Annotated in this window: 18 protein-coding genes; 14 read left to right on the forward strand and 4 right to left on the reverse strand. The window is 64.9% G+C overall.

All coding sequences use genetic code 11. From position 1 onward, the window contains the following. Positions 1-19: 19 nt before the first annotated feature. The 3 genes from B2585_RS14220 (at position 20) to B2585_RS14230 (ending at position 2254) form a co-directional block, all read left to right on the forward strand. A complete protein-coding gene (locus B2585_RS14220) occupies positions 20-760 on the forward strand; it encodes a M48 family metallopeptidase (RefSeq protein ID WP_292024415.1) in 741 nt (246 codons plus the stop codon). A gap of 30 nt (positions 761-790) precedes the next feature. Further along, positions 791-1456 (forward strand): GntR family transcriptional regulator, encoded by a 666-nt coding sequence (locus tag B2585_RS14225; RefSeq protein WP_292024416.1) that lies wholly within the window; start codon positions 791-793, stop codon positions 1454-1456. Positions 1457-1606: 150 nt separating this feature from the next. Then, positions 1607-2254 (forward strand): intradiol ring-cleavage dioxygenase, encoded by a 648-nt coding sequence (locus B2585_RS14230; RefSeq protein WP_292024418.1) that lies wholly within the window; start codon positions 1607-1609, stop codon positions 2252-2254. Between the two features lie 155 nt (positions 2255-2409). Here the strand turns inward: B2585_RS14230 and B2585_RS14235 are convergent, their stop codons facing one another. After that, complete coding sequence (locus B2585_RS14235; RefSeq protein ID WP_292024420.1) at positions 2410-3762, reverse strand: ammonium transporter; 1353 nt, start codon at positions 3760-3762, stop codon at positions 2410-2412. Between the two features lie 26 nt (positions 3763-3788). After that, a complete protein-coding gene (locus tag B2585_RS14240; protein ID WP_292024422.1) occupies positions 3789-4127 on the reverse strand; it encodes a P-II family nitrogen regulator in 339 nt (112 codons plus the stop codon). 267 nt (positions 4128-4394) lie between these two features. Here B2585_RS14240 and B2585_RS14245 point away from each other — a divergent pair, with 267 nt between their 5' ends. From B2585_RS14245 to B2585_RS14275, 7 genes are all read left to right on the forward strand, one after another. Continuing rightward, positions 4395-6593, forward strand: a complete 2199-nt coding sequence (locus tag B2585_RS14245; RefSeq protein ID WP_292024424.1) for a transglycosylase domain-containing protein — start codon at positions 4395-4397, stop codon at positions 6591-6593. Positions 6594-6694: 101 nt separating this feature from the next. Next, complete coding sequence (locus B2585_RS14250; protein WP_292024426.1) at positions 6695-8443, forward strand: type I secretion system permease/ATPase; 1749 nt, start codon at positions 6695-6697, stop codon at positions 8441-8443. Further along, positions 8443-9828 (forward strand): HlyD family type I secretion periplasmic adaptor subunit, encoded by a 1386-nt coding sequence (locus B2585_RS14255; RefSeq protein WP_292024428.1) that lies wholly within the window; start codon positions 8443-8445, stop codon positions 9826-9828. Before B2585_RS14250 ends, B2585_RS14255 begins: the two co-directional genes overlap by 1 nt. 54 nt (positions 9829-9882) lie before the next feature. Continuing rightward, the gene (locus tag B2585_RS14260) at positions 9883-10344 is read left to right on the forward strand and encodes a RidA family protein (protein WP_292024430.1); all 462 of its coding nucleotides are present in this window, start codon (positions 9883-9885) and stop codon (positions 10342-10344) included. Further along, positions 10341-11108, forward strand: a complete 768-nt coding sequence (locus B2585_RS14265; protein ID WP_292024432.1) for a glycerophosphodiester phosphodiesterase family protein — start codon at positions 10341-10343, stop codon at positions 11106-11108. The genes B2585_RS14260 and B2585_RS14265 overlap by 4 nt, the downstream gene beginning before the upstream one ends. 31 nt (positions 11109-11139) lie before the next feature. Further along, positions 11140-12303, forward strand: a complete 1164-nt coding sequence (locus tag B2585_RS14270) for a GNAT family N-acetyltransferase (RefSeq protein ID WP_292024434.1) — start codon at positions 11140-11142, stop codon at positions 12301-12303. Positions 12304-12353: 50 nt separating this feature from the next. After that, on the forward strand, positions 12354-12740 hold the full coding sequence (locus tag B2585_RS14275) for a DUF302 domain-containing protein (protein WP_292024437.1): 387 nt from the start codon (positions 12354-12356) through the stop codon (positions 12738-12740). Positions 12741-12796: 56 nt separating this feature from the next. Here the strand turns inward: B2585_RS14275 and B2585_RS14280 are convergent, their stop codons facing one another. Next, positions 12797-13285, reverse strand: coding sequence for a peroxiredoxin (locus tag B2585_RS14280; RefSeq protein WP_292024439.1), 489 nt, complete (start codon positions 13283-13285; stop codon positions 12797-12799). 80 nt (positions 13286-13365) lie between these two features. On the opposite strand from B2585_RS14280, the gene B2585_RS14285 reads away from it, so the two are divergent. The 4 genes from B2585_RS14285 to B2585_RS14300 are packed head-to-tail and all read left to right on the forward strand — an operon-like array spanning position 13366 to position 15975. Beyond that, positions 13366-14577: an NAD(P)/FAD-dependent oxidoreductase gene (locus B2585_RS14285; protein ID WP_292024441.1), complete on the forward strand. Its 1212-nt coding sequence runs from the start codon at positions 13366-13368 to the stop codon at positions 14575-14577. Then, the gene (rsmD, locus tag B2585_RS14290) at positions 14574-15137 is read left to right on the forward strand and encodes a 16S rRNA (guanine(966)-N(2))-methyltransferase RsmD (RefSeq protein WP_292024443.1); all 564 of its coding nucleotides are present in this window, start codon (positions 14574-14576) and stop codon (positions 15135-15137) included. Before B2585_RS14285 ends, rsmD begins: the two co-directional genes overlap by 4 nt. Then, entirely contained in the window at positions 15134-15319 is a 186-nt protein-coding gene (locus B2585_RS14295; RefSeq protein ID WP_292024445.1) for a hypothetical protein, read from the forward strand. Before rsmD ends, B2585_RS14295 begins: the two co-directional genes overlap by 4 nt. Beyond that, positions 15316-15975 carry an HAD family hydrolase gene (locus B2585_RS14300; RefSeq protein ID WP_292024446.1) on the forward strand — a complete coding sequence of 220 codons (660 nt, stop codon included), beginning with the start codon at positions 15316-15318 and terminating at the stop codon, positions 15973-15975. The genes B2585_RS14295 and B2585_RS14300 overlap by 4 nt, the downstream gene beginning before the upstream one ends. Positions 15976-16011: 36 nt before the next feature. On the opposite strand, the gene map is transcribed toward B2585_RS14300, so the two are convergent. Continuing rightward, a complete protein-coding gene (map, locus tag B2585_RS14305) occupies positions 16012-16818 on the reverse strand; it encodes a type I methionyl aminopeptidase (RefSeq protein ID WP_292024448.1) in 807 nt (268 codons plus the stop codon). Positions 16819-16942: the final 124 nt, after the last annotated feature.

Here is a 16942-nt window from a genome sequence, read left to right on the forward strand (position 1 = left end):
TGGCGAGCGAGGGCCGGGAATGGGGCTGAGACAGGCGTTGTTCGGCAACGGAAAGGATGACGATCCGGGCGTGATTTCACTGCCCGCAAATCCCGAGGTCGCGGTGCGACTGAAGCGGTCTGCGCGGGCGCGTCGGCTGTCTTTGCGTATCTCTTCGTTGGATGGAAAGGTCACGCTGACTGTCCCCGCGCGGCTGCGTCGGGCCGAGGCTGAGGCATTCGTCCGGGAAAAATCCGACTGGATCCTTGGGCATCTGTCGAAAATGCCGGGAGAGGTCCGTCCGATGCCGGGAGACCACTTGCCCGTCGAGGGGGCGCTGCGCGAGGTAACGGCCGCTTCCCGCCGCGGCGTTGCCTTGGTCGGAGATCGGCTCGAAGTGCCGCTGACGGGCGTGGAGCGCACGCCGGCGCGTATTGGCGCGTTTCTCAAGGTTGCGGCACGGGAGCGGCTCATGGACGCCTCCGAGCGCCACGCGGCCCGAATCGGGCGCGAGGTCGGAAAGGTCACGTTGCGCGACACCCGCTCGCGTTGGGGGTCCTGCTCGCACGAGGGCAACCTGATGTATTCCTGGCGGCTCGTTATGGCGCCGCCCGCCGTGCTCGACTATGTGGCCGCGCACGAGGTTGCCCACCTCGTTCACATGGACCACTCGGCGGCGTTCTGGCGCCAGTGCGCTGAGTTGTTTCCCGACCACAAGGCCCAACGGCGCTGGCTGCGCGAAGAGGGCGGGGCGCTCCACCGGTATCGCTTCCGAGATTGACCGAACGGCGATTTGTGATCACAAAGGGACATGGATACACCCGCCCCATCCCCCGTGCCGCCGCCCGATGCCACGACATCGGCACATGAACGTGTCTACCGCACCCTGCGCGCGCGGCTGATGGCGGGCGAGATGGAGCCGGGGGTCGCGCTGACGCTGCGCGGGATCGGGCGCGAATTCGATGTCTCCATGACCCCTGCGCGCGAGGCGGTTCGGCGGCTCGCAGCCGAAGGGGCGCTGACGCTGTCCTCCTCGGGTCGTGTGACCACGCCCGATCTCACGCCCGAACGGATCGAGGAACTGGCGGCCCTCCGCGCGCTTTTGGAGCCGGAGCTTTCGGCGCGCGCCTTGCCGCGCGTCCACATGGCGCTGATCGAACGCCTGCGCACGATCAACGGGCGGGTGGCCGAGGTCGTGGCGAAACATGACGTTACCGGCTACATCCGTTCCAACCTCGAGTTTCACCGAACCCTCTACCTGAGGGCGCAGGCCCCTGCGATGCTGGCGATGGTCGAAACGGTCTGGCTCCAACTCGGCCCCACGATGCGCGCGCTTTACATGACGCGCGACCGTTCGGATCTGCAAAAGCACCATCGGGCCATCCTCGCCGCTCTTGCCGCGGGCGACGAGCCGGGCCTGCGGCTCGCCGTGCGCGCGGACGTGACCCAGGGTCTGCGGATGTTGGTCGGGATGTGAAGATAACAGGATTGTAATCTTCTTTTCCGACGGACCCGGCTCAGCTGCGCGTTAGTTCCCCGACTCGCGACAGGACAGGGACCGCCGATGACACCGACCACACCAAACCGCCGCCGCCTTTTGAGCATGCTCGCCGCTTCTCCGATTGTGATGACGGGAGTCGGTGTCTTCCCACGAGATCTGCGTGCGCAGGCCGAAGGGGCAGGGCTTATCTCACCCAATGTCTGCATGGTGATGCCCGAGACGACGGCGGGGCCGTTCTACTTCGATCCGGACCTCGAACGCCGGGACATCACCGAGGACCGGACCGGCGAGGCGCTCGACCTTGCGATCCAGGTCGTCGATGCGGAGTGCGCGCCGGTCACGGGGGCGCGGGTGGACGTCTGGCATTGCGACGCGCTGGGCAACTACTCGGGCTACGCGCGGCAGGGATCGGACGGCGCGAATGACACCTCGGGCGAGACGTTCCTGCGCGGCACGCAGATGGCGGACGCGCGGGGCGTGGCCCGGTTCTCGACGATCTACCCCGGCTGGTACCGGGGGCGCGCGACGCATATCCATTACCTGATCCACCTTGACGAGCGCACGGTGCTCACGAGCCAGGTCTTCTTTCCCGACGCGCTCTCGAACTACCTCTACATGGCCGTCGAACCCTATTCGACACGCGATGCGGCGCGCGACACATCCAACCGGCAGGACCGGATCGCGCGGTCGGTGGGCGCGGGCGGGTTCGCCGCGGTGCGCGAGCAGTCAAAAGGATACGAGGCGCAGATCGTCGTGGGGATCGACGCGGGCTGACACGGGATCGGAGGGCATGTCCTGCCCCCTCTGTGCCGCGACCCGCGACTGGGCGCGGCAGAAAGGCCGGGGAGTTTCCCCGGCCTTTTCGTATCCGCCAAAGAGAAAGGCCCGGACGATGCCGGGCCTTTCGGTCGTTTCGGAAGGTGTGCGCCTTAGCTCACGAATTCCGGATAGGCTTCCATGCCGAGTTCGGCTTTGTCGAGGCCCATCATCTCGTCCTCTTCGCTCACCCGCAGGCCCATGACGGCCTTCAGGATGAACCAGATGATCGCGGAGACGATGAAGACGAACAGGCCGACGATGATGATCGAGATGATCTGACCGCCGATGGTGCCCGAGCCGGAGAGGACCACGGCGAGCGTGCCCCAGATACCGGCGAAGAGGTGCACCGGGATGGCGCCGACGACGTCGTCGATCTTCATCTTGTCGAGCAGCGGAACCGTGAAGACCACGATGACACCGCCAACGGCACCGATCAGGGTGGCCGCGCCCAGCGACGGGGCGAGCGGTTCAGCGGTGATCGACACGAGGCCGGCCAGCGCGCCGTTGAGAACCATCGTCAGATCGACCTTCTTGTAGAGGATCTGGGTCAGGATCAGCGCGGCGACGGCACCACCGGCAGCTGCCGTGTTGGTGTTCGAGAAGATGCGCGACACGTCGGCCACGTCACCCACGGTGCCCATCGCAAGCTGCGAGCCGCCGTTGAAGCCGAACCAGCCGAGCCACAGGATGAACGTACCCAGCGTGGCGAGGGCGAGGTTCGAGCCCGGGAACGCCGTCACTTTGCCGTTGGTGTACTTGCCGAGACGCGGACCGAGGATCAGCGCGCCGGAGAGGGCAGCCCAGCCGCCGACCGAGTGCACGATGGTGGAACCCGCGAAGTCCGAGAAGCCGAACTGCGTGCCGAGGAAGCCACCGCCCCAGCTCCAGGATGCCTGGATCGGGTAGATGATGCCGGTCAGGATGATCGTGAAGACCAGGAACGGCCACAGCTTGATCCGCTCGGCGAGCGCACCGGACACGATGGAGGCCGTGGCGGCACAGAACATCAGCTGGAAGAAGTAGTCCGAGCCGGTCGAAGCATAGCCGTAATCGTCGGCTGCGTCGCGGCCGACACCAACGGCTTCAAGCACGGCCGGGCCGAAGATGCCCGACAGGATGCCGCCGGATTCGTCCGTTCCGATAGCCCAGTCGCCCAGCGGATACATCAGGTTGTAGCCGATGACGTAATAGGCGATCGACGCGAGCGAGAAGAGCGCGATGTTCTTGGTCAGCTGCATGGTCACGTTCTTGGAGCGCACGAGGCCGGCCTCGAGCATCGCGAAGCCAGCGGCCATGAAGAACACGAGGAAGCCGCCCACGAGGAACAGCAGCGAGTTGAAGATGAAGATCGAGTCGGACGAGGCGTCGACGCCTGCCGTCGGACCTTCGTCCTGGCCGAAGGCGACCATCGGCAGCAGGGTAGCCGCCGCGACGCCAATCGGAAGAAGTTTCTTGAGTTGCATGGTCATGTTTCCCCTGTTTCCCGCGCTTAAAGCGCGTCCCCGTCGGTTTCGCCGGTCCGCACGCGCAGAGCGCCCGCGACATCCATGGTGAAGATCTTGCCGTCGCCGATCTTGCCGGTCTGGGCAGTCTTGGCGATGGTCTCGACGACCTGGTCGGCCAGGCCGGATTCAACGACGATTTCGAGTTTCACTTTCGGCACGAAGTTCACGGCGTATTCCGCGCCGCGATAGATTTCCGTGTGGCCCGACTGCGAACCGAACCCCTTGATTTCCGTCACCATCATGCCGCGCACGCCGATGGTGGTCAGCGCCTCGCGGACCTCCTCGAGCTTGAACGGCTTGATCGCTGCAATGATCAGTTTCACGTCATTCCCCTTATATTGATGCGGGCCTCTCCCCGCGCGAAATCACGCCCTTAGCAAGCGCATGAGGGTCGCGGGCAACAAGGATACGGGGGGAGGGCGCACATGCGCCGGACGCAATTGATTAAAAATTGGGCTTAAAGAAATTGGTGTGGTCAAAAAATAGGCGCACCGGGGAGGCGTATTTCAGCACATCCGCCGCATGCCCCTCGTAAACTGCGCTCCGAGTCGTTAGTTTGCTTGAAAAAGAGCAGCCACGGCAGCGGTTACATGGCACAGAACGGAAAACGGCGCCCGCCGCTCGTCGCGGACAAGCGCTATGCAAAGCCCCAGAAAACAAGGAAAAAACCGACGAAAGGTTCGTCGGGCAAGCCGCCGCGCAAACCGCGCAGGGCAGCCCGCAACAAGCCGCGTCGCCAGCTTCCGCTGATCCTCGCGCTGCCCTGGGCCCTTATTCGCTGGGTTTTCCGGATATTCTTCCGACTCGGCATGGTCACTGCCGTCATCGCTGCGTTGGGCCTTGGTGCCGCGGTCTGGTACACCTCGTCTTCGATCCCGCCGCTCTCCGAACTCGTGGACGGCCGCGCCAAGGGGTCGGTCACGATGCTCGACCGATATGGCAGCACCTATGCCTGGCGCGGAAACCAGTATGGTGGCCTCGTCACCGCCGATACCGTCTCGACACATCTCAAGAATGCCGTCGTCGCGACCGAAGACCGGCGCTTCTACCGCCATTTCGGTGTCAGCCCGCGCGGCATCGCCAGCGCGATCCGGATCAACATGTCCGAGGGACGGGGCCCGCTTGAAGGCCACGGTGGCTCCACGATCACGCAGCAGACCGCGAAACTTCTCTGCCTCGGTACGCCCTATGATTCCTCATCGGGTATGTCCGAGCGGGAATACGAAGAGGATTGCCGCCGTTCGTCGCTCTCGCGCAAGGCGAAGGAAGCGATCTATGCGATGGCGCTCGAGGCCAAGTTCACCAAGGACGAGATCCTGACGATCTACCTCAACCGCGCCTATTTCGGCGGCGGCTCTTACGGGGCGGAGGCCGCAGCTGGCCGCTATTATGGCATTTCGGCCAGCGAACTGGGCCCGGCGGAAAGCGCCACACTCGCCGGTCTGCTCACCGCGCCGTCCACCTACTCCCCGACCGCCAGCATGGACCGGAGCTGGGCCCGCGCGCTCACCGTCATCAAGTTGATGGAGGTGCAGGGTTATCTGTCGCCGACCGAGGCCGAATATGCCCGCCAGAATCCCGCGCAGCTGTCCGAGGCCGCAGAACGCAAGGCCGGCGGTTATTTCGCGGACTGGGTCATGGGGGAAGGGCCGTCGTTCCTCACCCGCGACACGACCGAGGACGTGATTATCCGCACGACCTATGACCAGCAAATTCAGACCGCCGCCGAAGAAGCGCTGAAGCACATCTTCGACACCAAGGTCTCGGACGGGTCCGAGGCGCAGGCCGCCATTGTCGTGATGAGTGCAGACGGCGCGGTGCGCGCGATGGTGGGCGGGCGCAAGACCAAGGTCTCGGGTGCATTCAACCGCGCCACGCAGGCGATGCGGCAGACAGGCTCGGCCTTCAAACCGTTCATCTATGCCGCCGCGCTCGACCTCGGCTGGTCCTATTCCGACGTCATCGTCGACGAGCCCATCACGATCAACGTCCCGGGTTCCGGCCCGTGGTCGCCACAGAACTACACGCGGAAGTATTACGGCCCCGTGACCCTTACGACCGCGCTCAAGAACTCGCTCAACATCCCGGCTGTGAAGCTGTCGGAGAACGTGGGGCGCGAGAACGTGCGCACCGTGGCCTCTTACTTCGGGATCGACAGCGACCTCGCTGCCGGTCCTGCGCTGGCCCTCGGGGTGTCCGAAACCAACCTGCTGCAAATGACGGGTGCCTTCGCGGGCATCCTGAACGGCGGCTCGGCGGTGGAGCCCTATGGCCTCGTCGAGTTGTCTCTCCTCGGTGAGAGCCAGCCGCTCATGGAGCAGGAGGGCGGGATCGGTAAACGGGTGATCCAGACCGCTGCCGCCGAGCAGCTCGTCTACATGATGAATCAGGTGATCGAGAGCGGCACGGGATCGCGCGCCAAGCTGGAAGGGCGTGAGGCGGCGGGCAAGACGGGCACAACCAATTCCGTGCGCGATGCGTGGTTCGTGGGCTTCACGGCAGACTACGTCGCTGGCGTCTGGATGGGCTACGACGACAATACGCCCCTCAAAGGCGTGACCGGCGGGGGCCTCCCGGCCGAAATCTGGCGCGAAACGATGATGCGGGTCCATGCCGACCTGCCCCCCCGTCCGCTCCCCATGATCAGGCCCGAAATGGCGCCGGTCGTGGTCGAGGACGTCCCCGACCAGCCAATCAACCCGGGCAACATCTTCAATGGCGGAAACAACCGTGCGCCGCGTGAGGACAGCCTGATCGGTGTCATTCAGAACATCCTCGGCATCAATTGAAGTGGTGCGCCTACTTTGACCATGACGAATGTGTACGAGGGCGTTAACCATTTCTTGGCGACCCTTCGCACACATTCGGGGTGGCAGAGAGATATGAGCAAATGAGCCCCGACAAGACAGAATCCGGACAGAACGAGCTTCGGGCGATCCTGCGTGAGAACCGCGCGTTGTTTTGGGTGGTCGGCCTGTTCTCGGTCTTCGTGAACACGTTGATGCTGACCGGGCCGATCTACATGCTTCAGGTCTATGACCGTGTGCTGGGCAGCCGGTCGGAAGAGACGCTGTTGGCGCTCACCGTGCTCATGGCTTTCCTCTTCGGCATGATGGGCCTTCTCGATTTCGTACGGGGCCGGGTGCTCGCCCGTGTCGGCGCGAAGTTCCAGGCGCGGCTCGACCACCGGGTCTTCACGGCGGTGCTCGAATACGATTCGCGGCTGAACCGCCGCTCCGGGACCACGGAGAACGGGCTGAAGGAGCTTGAGGCGATCCGCCGGCTCCTTGGGTCTCCGGTCTTCGCGGCGCTCTTTGACCTGCCGTTCACGCCGATCTTCCTTGCGGGCATCCTCCTGTTCCACCCCTACCTCGGCACTCTCGCGCTGGTGGGTGGTGGTGTTCTGGTGGCCATCGCGATCCTCAATCAGGTGTCGACATCCGCGCCCATGCGCCATGCCAATCAGGCGACCTCGCAATCCGACAACCTTGCCGAACAACTTCGGTCCGAGGCCGAAATGGTTCGTGCGCTGGGCATGTCGGATGCCGCCTTCGACCGCTGGTATCGTGAGCGGCACTCGGCGCTGGCGGATTCGGTCCTCTCCACCGACCGCTCCGGTGCCTACACGTCCCTGTCCAAAACGCTGCGGATGCTGCTGCAATCCGCGATCCTCGGCCTTGGTGCCTGGCTCGTGTTGCAGGGTGAGGTGACGCCGGGCGTGATGATCGCGGCATCCATCCTGTTGGGACGCGCGCTCGCGCCCGTCGACCTCCTGATCGGGCAGTGGCCGCTGGTGCAGGCAGCACGCCGCGGCTGGCGGACGCTGGCCGCGCTGCTGTCCGAGGTGGAACAACCGGTGCCACGCACCGCGCTTCCGCGTCCCGATGCGATCCTGACCGCCGAAAACCTGACGGTCGTGCCGCCGGGCATGACGCAGGCGGCGCTGCGCATGGTGAATTTCAACGTCCAGCCGGGCGAGGCGCTTGGTATCATCGGTCCCTCTGGCGCGGGAAAATCCACACTGGCACGCGCGATCACCGGCGTCTGGCAACCCGCCGGCGGGCGACTCCGGCTCGACGGGGCCGCTCTCGATCAGTTCGACCCGGCCACGCTGGGCCAGCACATCGGCTTCCTGCCGCAACGCGTGCGTCTGTTCGACGGCACGATCGCCGAGAATATCGCGGGCCTGTCGCTCACCCCCGATGATGCCAAGGTGGTGGAGGCCGCCAAAAAGGCGGCGGCCCATGACCTTATCCTGCGCCTCCCGGACGGCTACGACACGCCGGTCAAGGGCGCGGGGGGGCTGCTGTCGGGCGGGCAATTGCAACGAATCGGGCTCGCGCGCGCACTCTATGGCGATCCGGTCGTCCTCGTCCTCGACGAACCCAACGCCAACCTCGACAACGAGGGGAGCGAGGCGCTCAATCAGGCAGTCCGCGCGGTCAAGGCAGACGGGGGCGCGGTTCTCATCATGGCGCACCGGCCCTCTGCCATTCAGGAGTGCGAAAAGTTGCTCGTCCTCGACGATGGAATGCCCCGTGCCTTCGGTCCGCGTGACGAAGTGCTCCGGCGGACCGTGCAGAATGCCGCACAGATTTCGGAAAGTTCGGTGCAGCGCAAAGGCGGAGGAGTGGCCTGATGGCACGCAACCTGACCGATCCCAAAGCCACGAAACTCGCCACCATCGAAACGGCGCGGGGCAGGGGGCCCGAAAACGGCGAAGCGGTCGCGCGCGCCTGGTCGGCCCGGACACATGTGCTTGTCGGGTTTGTCGCGCTTCTCATGCTCGTCGGCGGTTTCGGCACCTGGTCGGTAACCGCGGATATTTCCGGCGCGATCATCGCGCCCGGTTCGGTTGAGGGCGAACAGAACCGGCAGGTCGTCCAGCACCCGGACGGCGGCGTGATCGAAAGCATCGAGGTCAAGGAAGGCGACCTCGTCGAGGCGGGCGATGTGCTCATCCGGCTCGATCCGGAGTTGCTCCGGTCCGAACTCACCATCGTCGAAAACCAGCTTTTCGAACTCGTATCGCGCCGGGGCCGACTCGAAGCCGAGCGGGACGGGAGCGAGACGCTCCAGTTCGACGAGATGATCCTGGAAGAAGCCAGGACACACCCGGACGCGCAGGACTTCATGGATGGCCAGCGCCGGCTTTTCGAACAGCGCGTCGAATCGCTGGCGGCAGAAACCGATAAGCTGCGCGAACGCCTGTCCCAGATCGACAGCCAGAACGAAGGCATCGCCGCCCAGCAGGCCGCGCTCACAACCCAGCTGGAACTGATCGGGCAGGAACTCGTCAACAAAAAATCCCTTCTCGAACGCGGCCTTGCGCAGTCTTCGGTCGTCCTAGCGCTGGAGCGCGATCAAGCGGCGCTCGAAGGTCAGCGCGGCGAGCTCACCGCGATGATCGCCCAGAACCGTGGCCGCATGACCGAGATCGAGATCGACATTCTCAAGCTCGAACAGGTCCGACGCGAAGAGGCGATCCAGAACCTGCGCGATCTCGGATATCGGGAACTGGAACTGGCTGAACGCCGCCGCGCGCTCATCGCGCAACTGGGCCGGCTCGATATCCGTGCGCCCCTCTCCGGTGCGATCCATGCGATGCAGGTCTACGCGGAACGCGAGGTGATCCGCTCGGCCCAGCCGCTGCTCTATATCGTGCCGCAGGACCAGCAGCTCGTCATCGGCGCACAGGTCGACCCGATCAACGTGGATGAGATTCATGTCGGGCAGGAGGTCACGTTGCGCCTCGCCGCGCTCGACAGTCGGACGACGCCGGAACTTGTCGGTCGCGTCATGACCGTCTCCGCCGATGCCCTGACCGACGAAAACAGCGGGCGCACTTACTACCGCACACGCATCGCGTTGGAGGAAGGTGAGATCGAAAAGCTCCCCGAGGGCACCGTCCTTGTTCCTGGCATGCCGGTCGAAGCGTATCTGCGCACCGCTGACCGCAGCCCGCTCGCCTATCTCGTCAAACCGCTCGCGGATTACTTCAACAAGGCGTTCCGGGAAAGCTGACCCTTTCGCCCGGACCGGCCCCGCGCTAGCGTGCCGCCAGACATGGAGACGCGCATGAGCAACATCGAATCCCGACTGGCCGACCTTGGCATCACGCTGCCCGACGCTCCGGCGCCCGCAGCGAACTACGTCCCGTTCCACATCGTCGGCGACATCGTCTATGTGTCCGGGCAGGTCTCACAGTCCAACGGGACACTGGTGACAGGCAAGCTTGGCGACGACATGTCAGTCGAAGCCGGTGCTCAGGCTGCCAAGCTTTGCGCCATCAGCCTGCTGGCACAGGTCAAGGCGGCCTGCGGCGGAGACATCGACCGGCTCAAGCGCGTGGTCAAGCTGACCGGATTCGTCAATTCCACCCCTGATTTCGGCGACCAACCGAAGGTGGTGAACGGCGCATCGGATTTCCTTGTCGAGGCTCTGGGCGAGGCAGGTCGGCACACCCGCTCGGCGGTTTCCGCCGCGTCCCTCCCGTTTGGCGCGGCGGTCGAGATCGAAGGCATCTTCGAGATCGCATGACCCGCCTGCCCGACGCTTTTCTCGGACCGCCGCTTGCGCATCGCGCATATCACGACGCAGGGCAGGGGCGGCCGGAGAATTCCCGCGCTGCGGTCCGGGCTGCCATTGCAGCTGGCTATGGAATCGAGATCGACGTCCAGCTCTCGCGCGACCGGATCGCGATGGTGTTCCACGACTACGATTTGTCGCGGTTGACCGACGCCACCGGCCCGGTCGCGCAACGCTCTGCACAGGAATTGGGTGAGATATGCCTGCGCCACGGAGGCGAGGGGATTCCCACGCTGGCAGATGTTCTCGCACGCGTGGACGGGCAAGTGCCGGTCCTTATCGAGATCAAGGATCAGGACGGCGCAATGGGTGCCAACACCGGTGCGCTCGAAGGCTCGGTGGCGCGGGCTTTGGCGGGGTACTCCGGTCCGGTGGCCGTCATGTCGTTCAACCCCCATGCGGTCGCCGAGATGGCGCGCCTCGCTCCGGGCGTGCCGCGCGGGCTGACGACCTGCGCCTTCTCTGCCGAAGACTGGCCGCTCCTGAACGCCACGACGCGCACACTGCTGGCCCGTATCCCCGATTTGGACCGGGTCGGCGCCAGCTTCATCAGTCACGATGCCCGCGACCTTCGCTCGGGTGTGGTCGCCGATCTGAAGGCGCGGAACCTGCCAGTCCTGTGCTGGACGATCCGCTCCGCCGAGGCCGAGACACAAGCGCGTGAGATCGCCGATAACGTGACCTTCGAAGGCTACCCCGCGCCGCTCCCCGGTTGACCCGGGCGGCTCAAGACCCCGTATTGAACATATGGACGAACGCGCCATCGAAATCCGCACCCATGACAGTATCGACGGGATCGACCCCGCCGACTGGGATGCCTGCGCCTGCCCGGAGGGTAGCGACCGGCCTGAGGACCCATTCACGACGCACCGGTTCCTCGCCGCGCTGGAGCGCTCTGGCTCCGTGGGGCCGGGCACGGGATGGCAGCCACTCTATCTTTCCGCACATGACGAATCCGGGCTGATCGGCGTGGCGCCGATGTATGCCAAGAGCCACAGCCAGGGCGAATACGTTTTCGACTACAGCTGGGCCCATGCGTGGGAGCGCGCGGGTGGGCGGTATTACCCCAAGCTCCAGATCGCGGTGCCCTTTACACCCGCCTCGGGCCGCCGGTTCCTCGTGAAACCCGGAGCCGAGAGCGCGGCGACCGCGGCACTGGTCCAGGGCGCGGTGCAGGTGGCGGCGGATAACGAGCTGTCGTCGCTCCACGTCACCTTCTGCACCGAGGGCGAGGCCATCGCGGGCGAGGCAATGGGCCTCATCCATCGTAGCCACAGCCAGTACCACTGGTTCAACGACGGCTATGCCGACTTCGACGCCTTCCTCGACACCCTGTCGTCGCGCAAGCGAAAGGCGATTCGAAAGGACCGGCGCACAGCGCAGGGCTTCGGGGGCGAGATCGTGGGGCTCACCGGAGACGACCTGAAGCCGGAGCACTGGGATGCCTTCTGGACGTTTTATCAGGACACTGGGAGCCGCAAATGGGGCACGCCCTATCTGACCCGCACGTTCTTTGACGAGGTGCAGGAGACGATGCGCGATGATGTGCTGCTGGTCCTTGCCATGCGTGAGGGGCACCCGGTGGCAGGCGCGCTCAACTTCATCGGACGCGACGTGCTCTATGGCCGCTACTGGGGCTGCACCGAACACCATCCCAGCCTGCATTTCGAGCTGTGCTATTATCAGGCCATCGACCACGCCATCGCGCGGGGACTTGGCAGGGTCGAGGCCGGGGCGCAGGGCGACCACAAGCTGGCGCGCGGGTATCTCCCGGTGACGACCCATTCGCTCCACTGGATCGGCGACCCCGGTCTGCGCAACGCCGTGGCGGAGTTCTGTGAGCGTGAGGCCGAGGCCGTCGACGAGGATATCGAGATTTTGACATCCATGGGCCCATTCAAGCGCGGTTGACGGGAGCGCGGGTCGACACCACATTCAAGTTAGCGAATATGGAGGACCTCATGGCCTATACCCTCGACCGCCTCATCGAAGGCGCAGATTTCGAAGACGTGGATGCCCGCACGCGCAAAGCACTGGGCGACGCCGGTTTCGGTGTCCTGACCGAGATCGACGTGAAAGCGACGATGAAGAAGAAGATCGACAAGGACATGGCGGGCTACCGCATCCTCGGCGCCTGTAACCCCGGCATGGCGTGGGAGGCGATCGGCATGGAGCCCAAAGTTGGCGCCATGCTGCCCTGCAACGTCATCCTGCGGGAAGTGGACGGCGGCGTTGAAGTGTCGGCCATCGATCCTGTCGCGTCCATGTCCGCCATCGACAACGACGACCTGCCAGCCGTGGCGGCTCAAGTGCGTGACATGCTGCGGGACGCAGTCGCAGCCATCTGAGCGCAACCGCGTGCGGTATGCGAGAGGGTCTTGCCCTCCCGCACGCCGCTGCGGCCTCAGACCGCTTCTACCATCGCTTCGCCGCCCGACATGTCGCAGACGCCGGGGTTCTCTTCGGCCTGAAGCACCTTGACCACACCATCCTCGGCCATCAGCGCATAGCGCTTGGAGCGGGCGATAAGCCCGACCGGCGGCGCATCGAAGCGCATTCCCATGGCTTCCGTGAAACCGCAGTCGGCATCCCCCAGCATCACGATTCCCGCCTTGTCCGCGCCGGTCGATTCGGCCCACGCCCCCATCACGAACGGGTCGTTCACCGAGACGCAGATCACCTCGTCCACGCCCTTGTCCGCGAGCGCGTCCATGTTGCGAATGAAGCTCGGCACATGGGCCGTGGTGCAAGTGCCGGTATACGCGCCCGGCAGGCCGAAGATGACGACCTTTCGTCCCTTGGTCAGGCTCGAGAGCTCCACCGTTTCCGGGCCCTTCTCGCCCATTTTCGCCAAAGTGGCATCGGGTAGCGTGTCACCCACTGAAATCGTCATGCGCTTGGTCCTCCTGTTCGCGTTGCCTTTTCGATACGGCTTCCGATAAGTTCCGGACCAAACAGGGAGAGGCAAGAGAAATGTCGAAAATCGTCGTCATCGGGGCGGGTCAGGCCGGCGCCGCGCTCGTCGCGAAACTGCGCCATCTTGGATTCGAGGGCGCCGTTACGCTCGTAGGCGAAGAAACCTCGCCACCCTACCAGCGTCCGCCTTTGTCCAAGGCATACCTGTTGGGCGACATGGAGCTGCCGCGCCTCTACCTGCGTCCTGAAAGCTTCTACCCCGATCACGACATCGACCTTGTCACCGGCACGCGGGCCGAAGCGATTGACCGGGAGGCGAAAGTCGTGCGCCTCGCTGACGGGCGCGAGCTGGCCTATGACCAGCTGGCACTCACGACCGGGTCGGTGCCCAACCGGCTGCCTGCCGCTATCGGCGGCGATCTGGGCGGCGTCTATACCGTGCGCACGCTCGCAGACGTTGACGCGATGGCGCATGAATTCGCCGAGGGACGGAAGGTGCTTGTCATCGGTGGAGGCTATATCGGGCTCGAGGCCGCCTCTGTCGCCGCCAAGAAGGGGATGCAGGTTACCATCGTCGAGATGGCGCAGCGCATCCTGCAACGGGTCGCCGCGCCTGAAACGTCGTCCTATTTCAGGGAGTTGCACCGCACCCACGGCGCGACCGTGCTCGAAGAGGTCGGCCTCAAGACGCTTACCGGCGAGGGTCACGTCTCGGGCGCGGAACTCACGGACGGCTCGACGATCGACGTGGATTTCGTGATCGTCGGCGTCGGCATCCGGCCTGACGTTGCATTGGCCGAAGCGGCAGGACTCGATATCGACAACGGGATCAAGACCGACGAACACGGCCGCACCTCCGATCTTGCGATTTTCGCGGCGGGCGATTGCGCGTCTTTTCCCTACAAGGGAGAACGCATCCGGCTGGAGAGTGTCGGCAACGCCATCGACCAGGCGGAACTCGTGGCCGAAAACATGATTGGCGCTGAAAAGGCGTATGTCGCAAAGCCGTGGTTCTGGTCTGACCAGTATGACACCAAGCTTCAGATCGCCGGGCTCAATACCGGCTATGACCGCGTCGTGACCCGGCAGGACAGCGAGACGGCGGTGAGCTACTGGTATTACCGGGGCGATGAGCTGGTCGCCGTCGACGCGATGAACGATCCGCGCGCCTACATGGTCGGCAAGAGGCTCATCGAGGCGGGCAAGAGCCCTGCGCCCGATGCGGTAGGCGACACCGCGACCGAACTCAAGGCGCTGCTCAAAGCGTGAGGATCATCGCGGGCGAGTATCGCGGGCTGGCGCTCGCCAGTGTGGGTAAGGGCGACGCGGGGGCGCATCTGCGGCCCACCACGGACCGGGTGCGAGAGAGCCTGTTTTCCATGCTGACGGGCGGGCGCTTCGGCGATCCGGTGACGGACGCCGCCGTGCTCGACCTGTTCGCCGGGACCGGCGCGTTGGGGTTGGAGGCGCTGTCGCGCGGGGCCTCGCATGTGACCTTCGTCGATGATGGACGCGTGGCGCAGAAGCTCATCCGCGAGAATGTGGCGAAGTGTCGGGCGCAGGAAAAGGCCACACTGATCACCCGGAACGCGACTCGTCTCGGCGTGAGTCCCGCCACGCCGGCCACGCTGGTGTTTCTCGACCCGCCCTATGGCAAGGGGCTGGGTGAAAAGGCCCTCGCAGCGGCAATGGAGGGCGGCTGGATCGCGCCCGGCGCGCTCGTCGTCTGGGAAGAAAGCTCCCCGCTCACTCTGCCGCCGGGTGTGACCCAGCTGGATGCGCGCCGCTATGGCGACACGACCATCACATTGTGCGAGGTGACCGCGTGACCAACCACGCAGTTCCCTTCGGTTGGCAGAGCGATTCGGCCCAGCCGATCCAGAATCAATTCGCGCGCCGATTCCACGGGCCGGGGCCGGGGTTCGTCTATGTCGTCATCGTGGACGGCACGCTTCCCGATGAAGCCACACGCGGCGACCTGCACGCACGCGACAAGGCGTGGCAGGCATGAGTGTGGGCGCGGTGCTCTTCGATTGCGACGGTGTGCTGGTGGACAGCGAACCCGCGGCGTTCGAACTCCTGCGCGAAGAGCTGGCGCGGCATGGCCGGCCCATGAGCCTTGCGGAGGCCGAGGCGACCTTCATCGGCGGCACAATCGCGGGCGTGGCGGAGAAAGCGCGGGGCATGGGTATCGGCTTTGGCCCGGATTGGGTCGAGGTCTTCTACGCCAAGCTCTACGCCCGGCTGGCAGAAGGCACGGATCTCATGCCGGGCGTCCTCACGTTTTTCGATGCGCTGGACCGGGCGGGGATACCTTATGCGGTCGGCTCCAACGGCACGACGCGCAAGATGGAGACGACTTTGGGGCAACATCCGGAGGTCTTGGACCGGCTCAAAGGGCGGCTATTTTCAGGGCAGGAGATCGGGGCGCCCAAGCCCGCACCGGACCTCTACTTGATGGCGGCGCAGGCGCTTGGCGTAGCGCCCGAGGATTGCGTGGTGATCGAGGACAGCGCTACCGGCGCGCAGGCAGGTGTGGCGGCAGGTATGCGGGTTCTGGGCTATTCACCGAATGGCGATGGCGCGGCGTTGGCTGAGGTCGGGGCCGAGGTGATCGGAAGCTATGCGCAAGCCGCTGACCTTCTAGGCCTTTATTCCGCCGCTTGAACCGCGCGGCACGGGCGAGCGTCTCGTCGCCGCCCCTCAGCCGTAGGTCGGATGGAACTTGTCCGCGGGCGACAGGGTGAAGATTTCGGACCCCTCCGCCGTGATCCCGATGGAGTGCTCATACTGGGCCGACAGGGACTTGTCCCGCGTCACGGCGGTCCAGTCGTCCCCCAAAACCTTGGTTTCGGGCCGGCCGAGGTTCACCATCGGCTCGATGGTGAAGAACATGCCTTCCTGAAGCAGCGGCCCGGTCCCGGGGCGGCCGTAGTGCAGCACGTTCGGCGGGGCGTGGAACACCTGACCGAGCCCATGACCGCAAAAATCGCGCACGACCGACATACGGTTCTTCTCGACAAAACTCTGGATCGCGAAGCCGATGTCCCCGAACGTGTTGCCCGGTTTCGCGGCCTCGATGCCGCGCATCAGCGCCTCGTGCGTGACTTCGATCAGCCGTTCGGCCTTGCGGTTCAGCTTGCCCGCCACGAACATGCGCGACGTGTCGCCATACCAGCCGTCCACGATCACCGTGACGTCGATGTTAAGGATGTCGCCATCCTTCAGCTTCTTGTCCGACGGGATACCGTGACAGACGACGTGGTTGATCGAGATGCAGGAGGCGTGTTGATACCCCTTGTACCCGATCGTGGCCGAGGTCGCCCCGGCGTCGTTCACCATGTCCTCGATGGCACGGTCCAGAACCTCGGTCGTCACGCCCGGCTCGACGAGCGGGATGATCCGGTCGAGGATGTCAGCGGCCAGCCGCCCGGCCTTGCGCATCCCCTCGAAATCCTCGGGGTTGTACAGCCGGATGCCTTCTCTGGTGATGCGGGTCTTGGTGTCCAAGGGGCGCTCCTTGCGTCGTCTGGCCCCTAAATAAGCCCAAATCGCACGATGCACAACGGATGCGGCGGTGCAGCTTGCCTGCGTGCGTCCCGGCTCTTACGCTCAGTGTATTCCAATCGTTCTT

The organism is Maritimibacter sp. UBA3975 (assembly GCF_002384975.1).
GTDB lineage: Bacteria > Pseudomonadota > Alphaproteobacteria > Rhodobacterales > Rhodobacteraceae > Maritimibacter.

What these genes read in the sequence shown, in the direction of transcription:
- B2585_RS14220 (WP_292024415.1), top strand. Translation starts at nt 20, where the DNA reads ATGGGGCTGAGACAGGCGTTGTTCGGCAACGGAAAGGATGACGATCCG.
- B2585_RS14225 (WP_292024416.1), top strand. Translation starts at nt 791, where the DNA reads ATGGATACACCCGCCCCATCCCCCGTGCCGCCGCCCGATGCCACGACA.
- B2585_RS14230 (WP_292024418.1), top strand. Translation starts at nt 1,607, where the DNA reads ATGACGGGAGTCGGTGTCTTCCCACGAGATCTGCGTGCGCAGGCCGAA.
- B2585_RS14235 (WP_292024420.1), bottom strand. Translation starts at nt 3,762, where the DNA reads ATGCAACTCAAGAAACTTCTTCCGATTGGCGTCGCGGCGGCTACCCTG.
- B2585_RS14245 (WP_292024424.1), top strand. Translation starts at nt 4,395, where the DNA reads ATGGCACAGAACGGAAAACGGCGCCCGCCGCTCGTCGCGGACAAGCGC.
- B2585_RS14250 (WP_292024426.1), top strand. Translation starts at nt 6,695, where the DNA reads ATGAGCCCCGACAAGACAGAATCCGGACAGAACGAGCTTCGGGCGATC.
- B2585_RS14255 (WP_292024428.1), top strand. Translation starts at nt 8,443, where the DNA reads ATGGCACGCAACCTGACCGATCCCAAAGCCACGAAACTCGCCACCATC.
- B2585_RS14260 (WP_292024430.1), top strand. Translation starts at nt 9,883, where the DNA reads ATGAGCAACATCGAATCCCGACTGGCCGACCTTGGCATCACGCTGCCC.
- B2585_RS14265 (WP_292024432.1), top strand. Translation starts at nt 10,341, where the DNA reads ATGACCCGCCTGCCCGACGCTTTTCTCGGACCGCCGCTTGCGCATCGC.
- B2585_RS14270 (WP_292024434.1), top strand. Translation starts at nt 11,140, where the DNA reads ATGGACGAACGCGCCATCGAAATCCGCACCCATGACAGTATCGACGGG.
- B2585_RS14275 (WP_292024437.1), top strand. Translation starts at nt 12,354, where the DNA reads ATGGCCTATACCCTCGACCGCCTCATCGAAGGCGCAGATTTCGAAGAC.
- B2585_RS14280 (WP_292024439.1), bottom strand. Translation starts at nt 13,285, where the DNA reads ATGACGATTTCAGTGGGTGACACGCTACCCGATGCCACTTTGGCGAAA.
- B2585_RS14285 (WP_292024441.1), top strand. Translation starts at nt 13,366, where the DNA reads ATGTCGAAAATCGTCGTCATCGGGGCGGGTCAGGCCGGCGCCGCGCTC.
- B2585_RS14300 (WP_292024446.1), top strand. Translation starts at nt 15,316, where the DNA reads ATGAGTGTGGGCGCGGTGCTCTTCGATTGCGACGGTGTGCTGGTGGAC.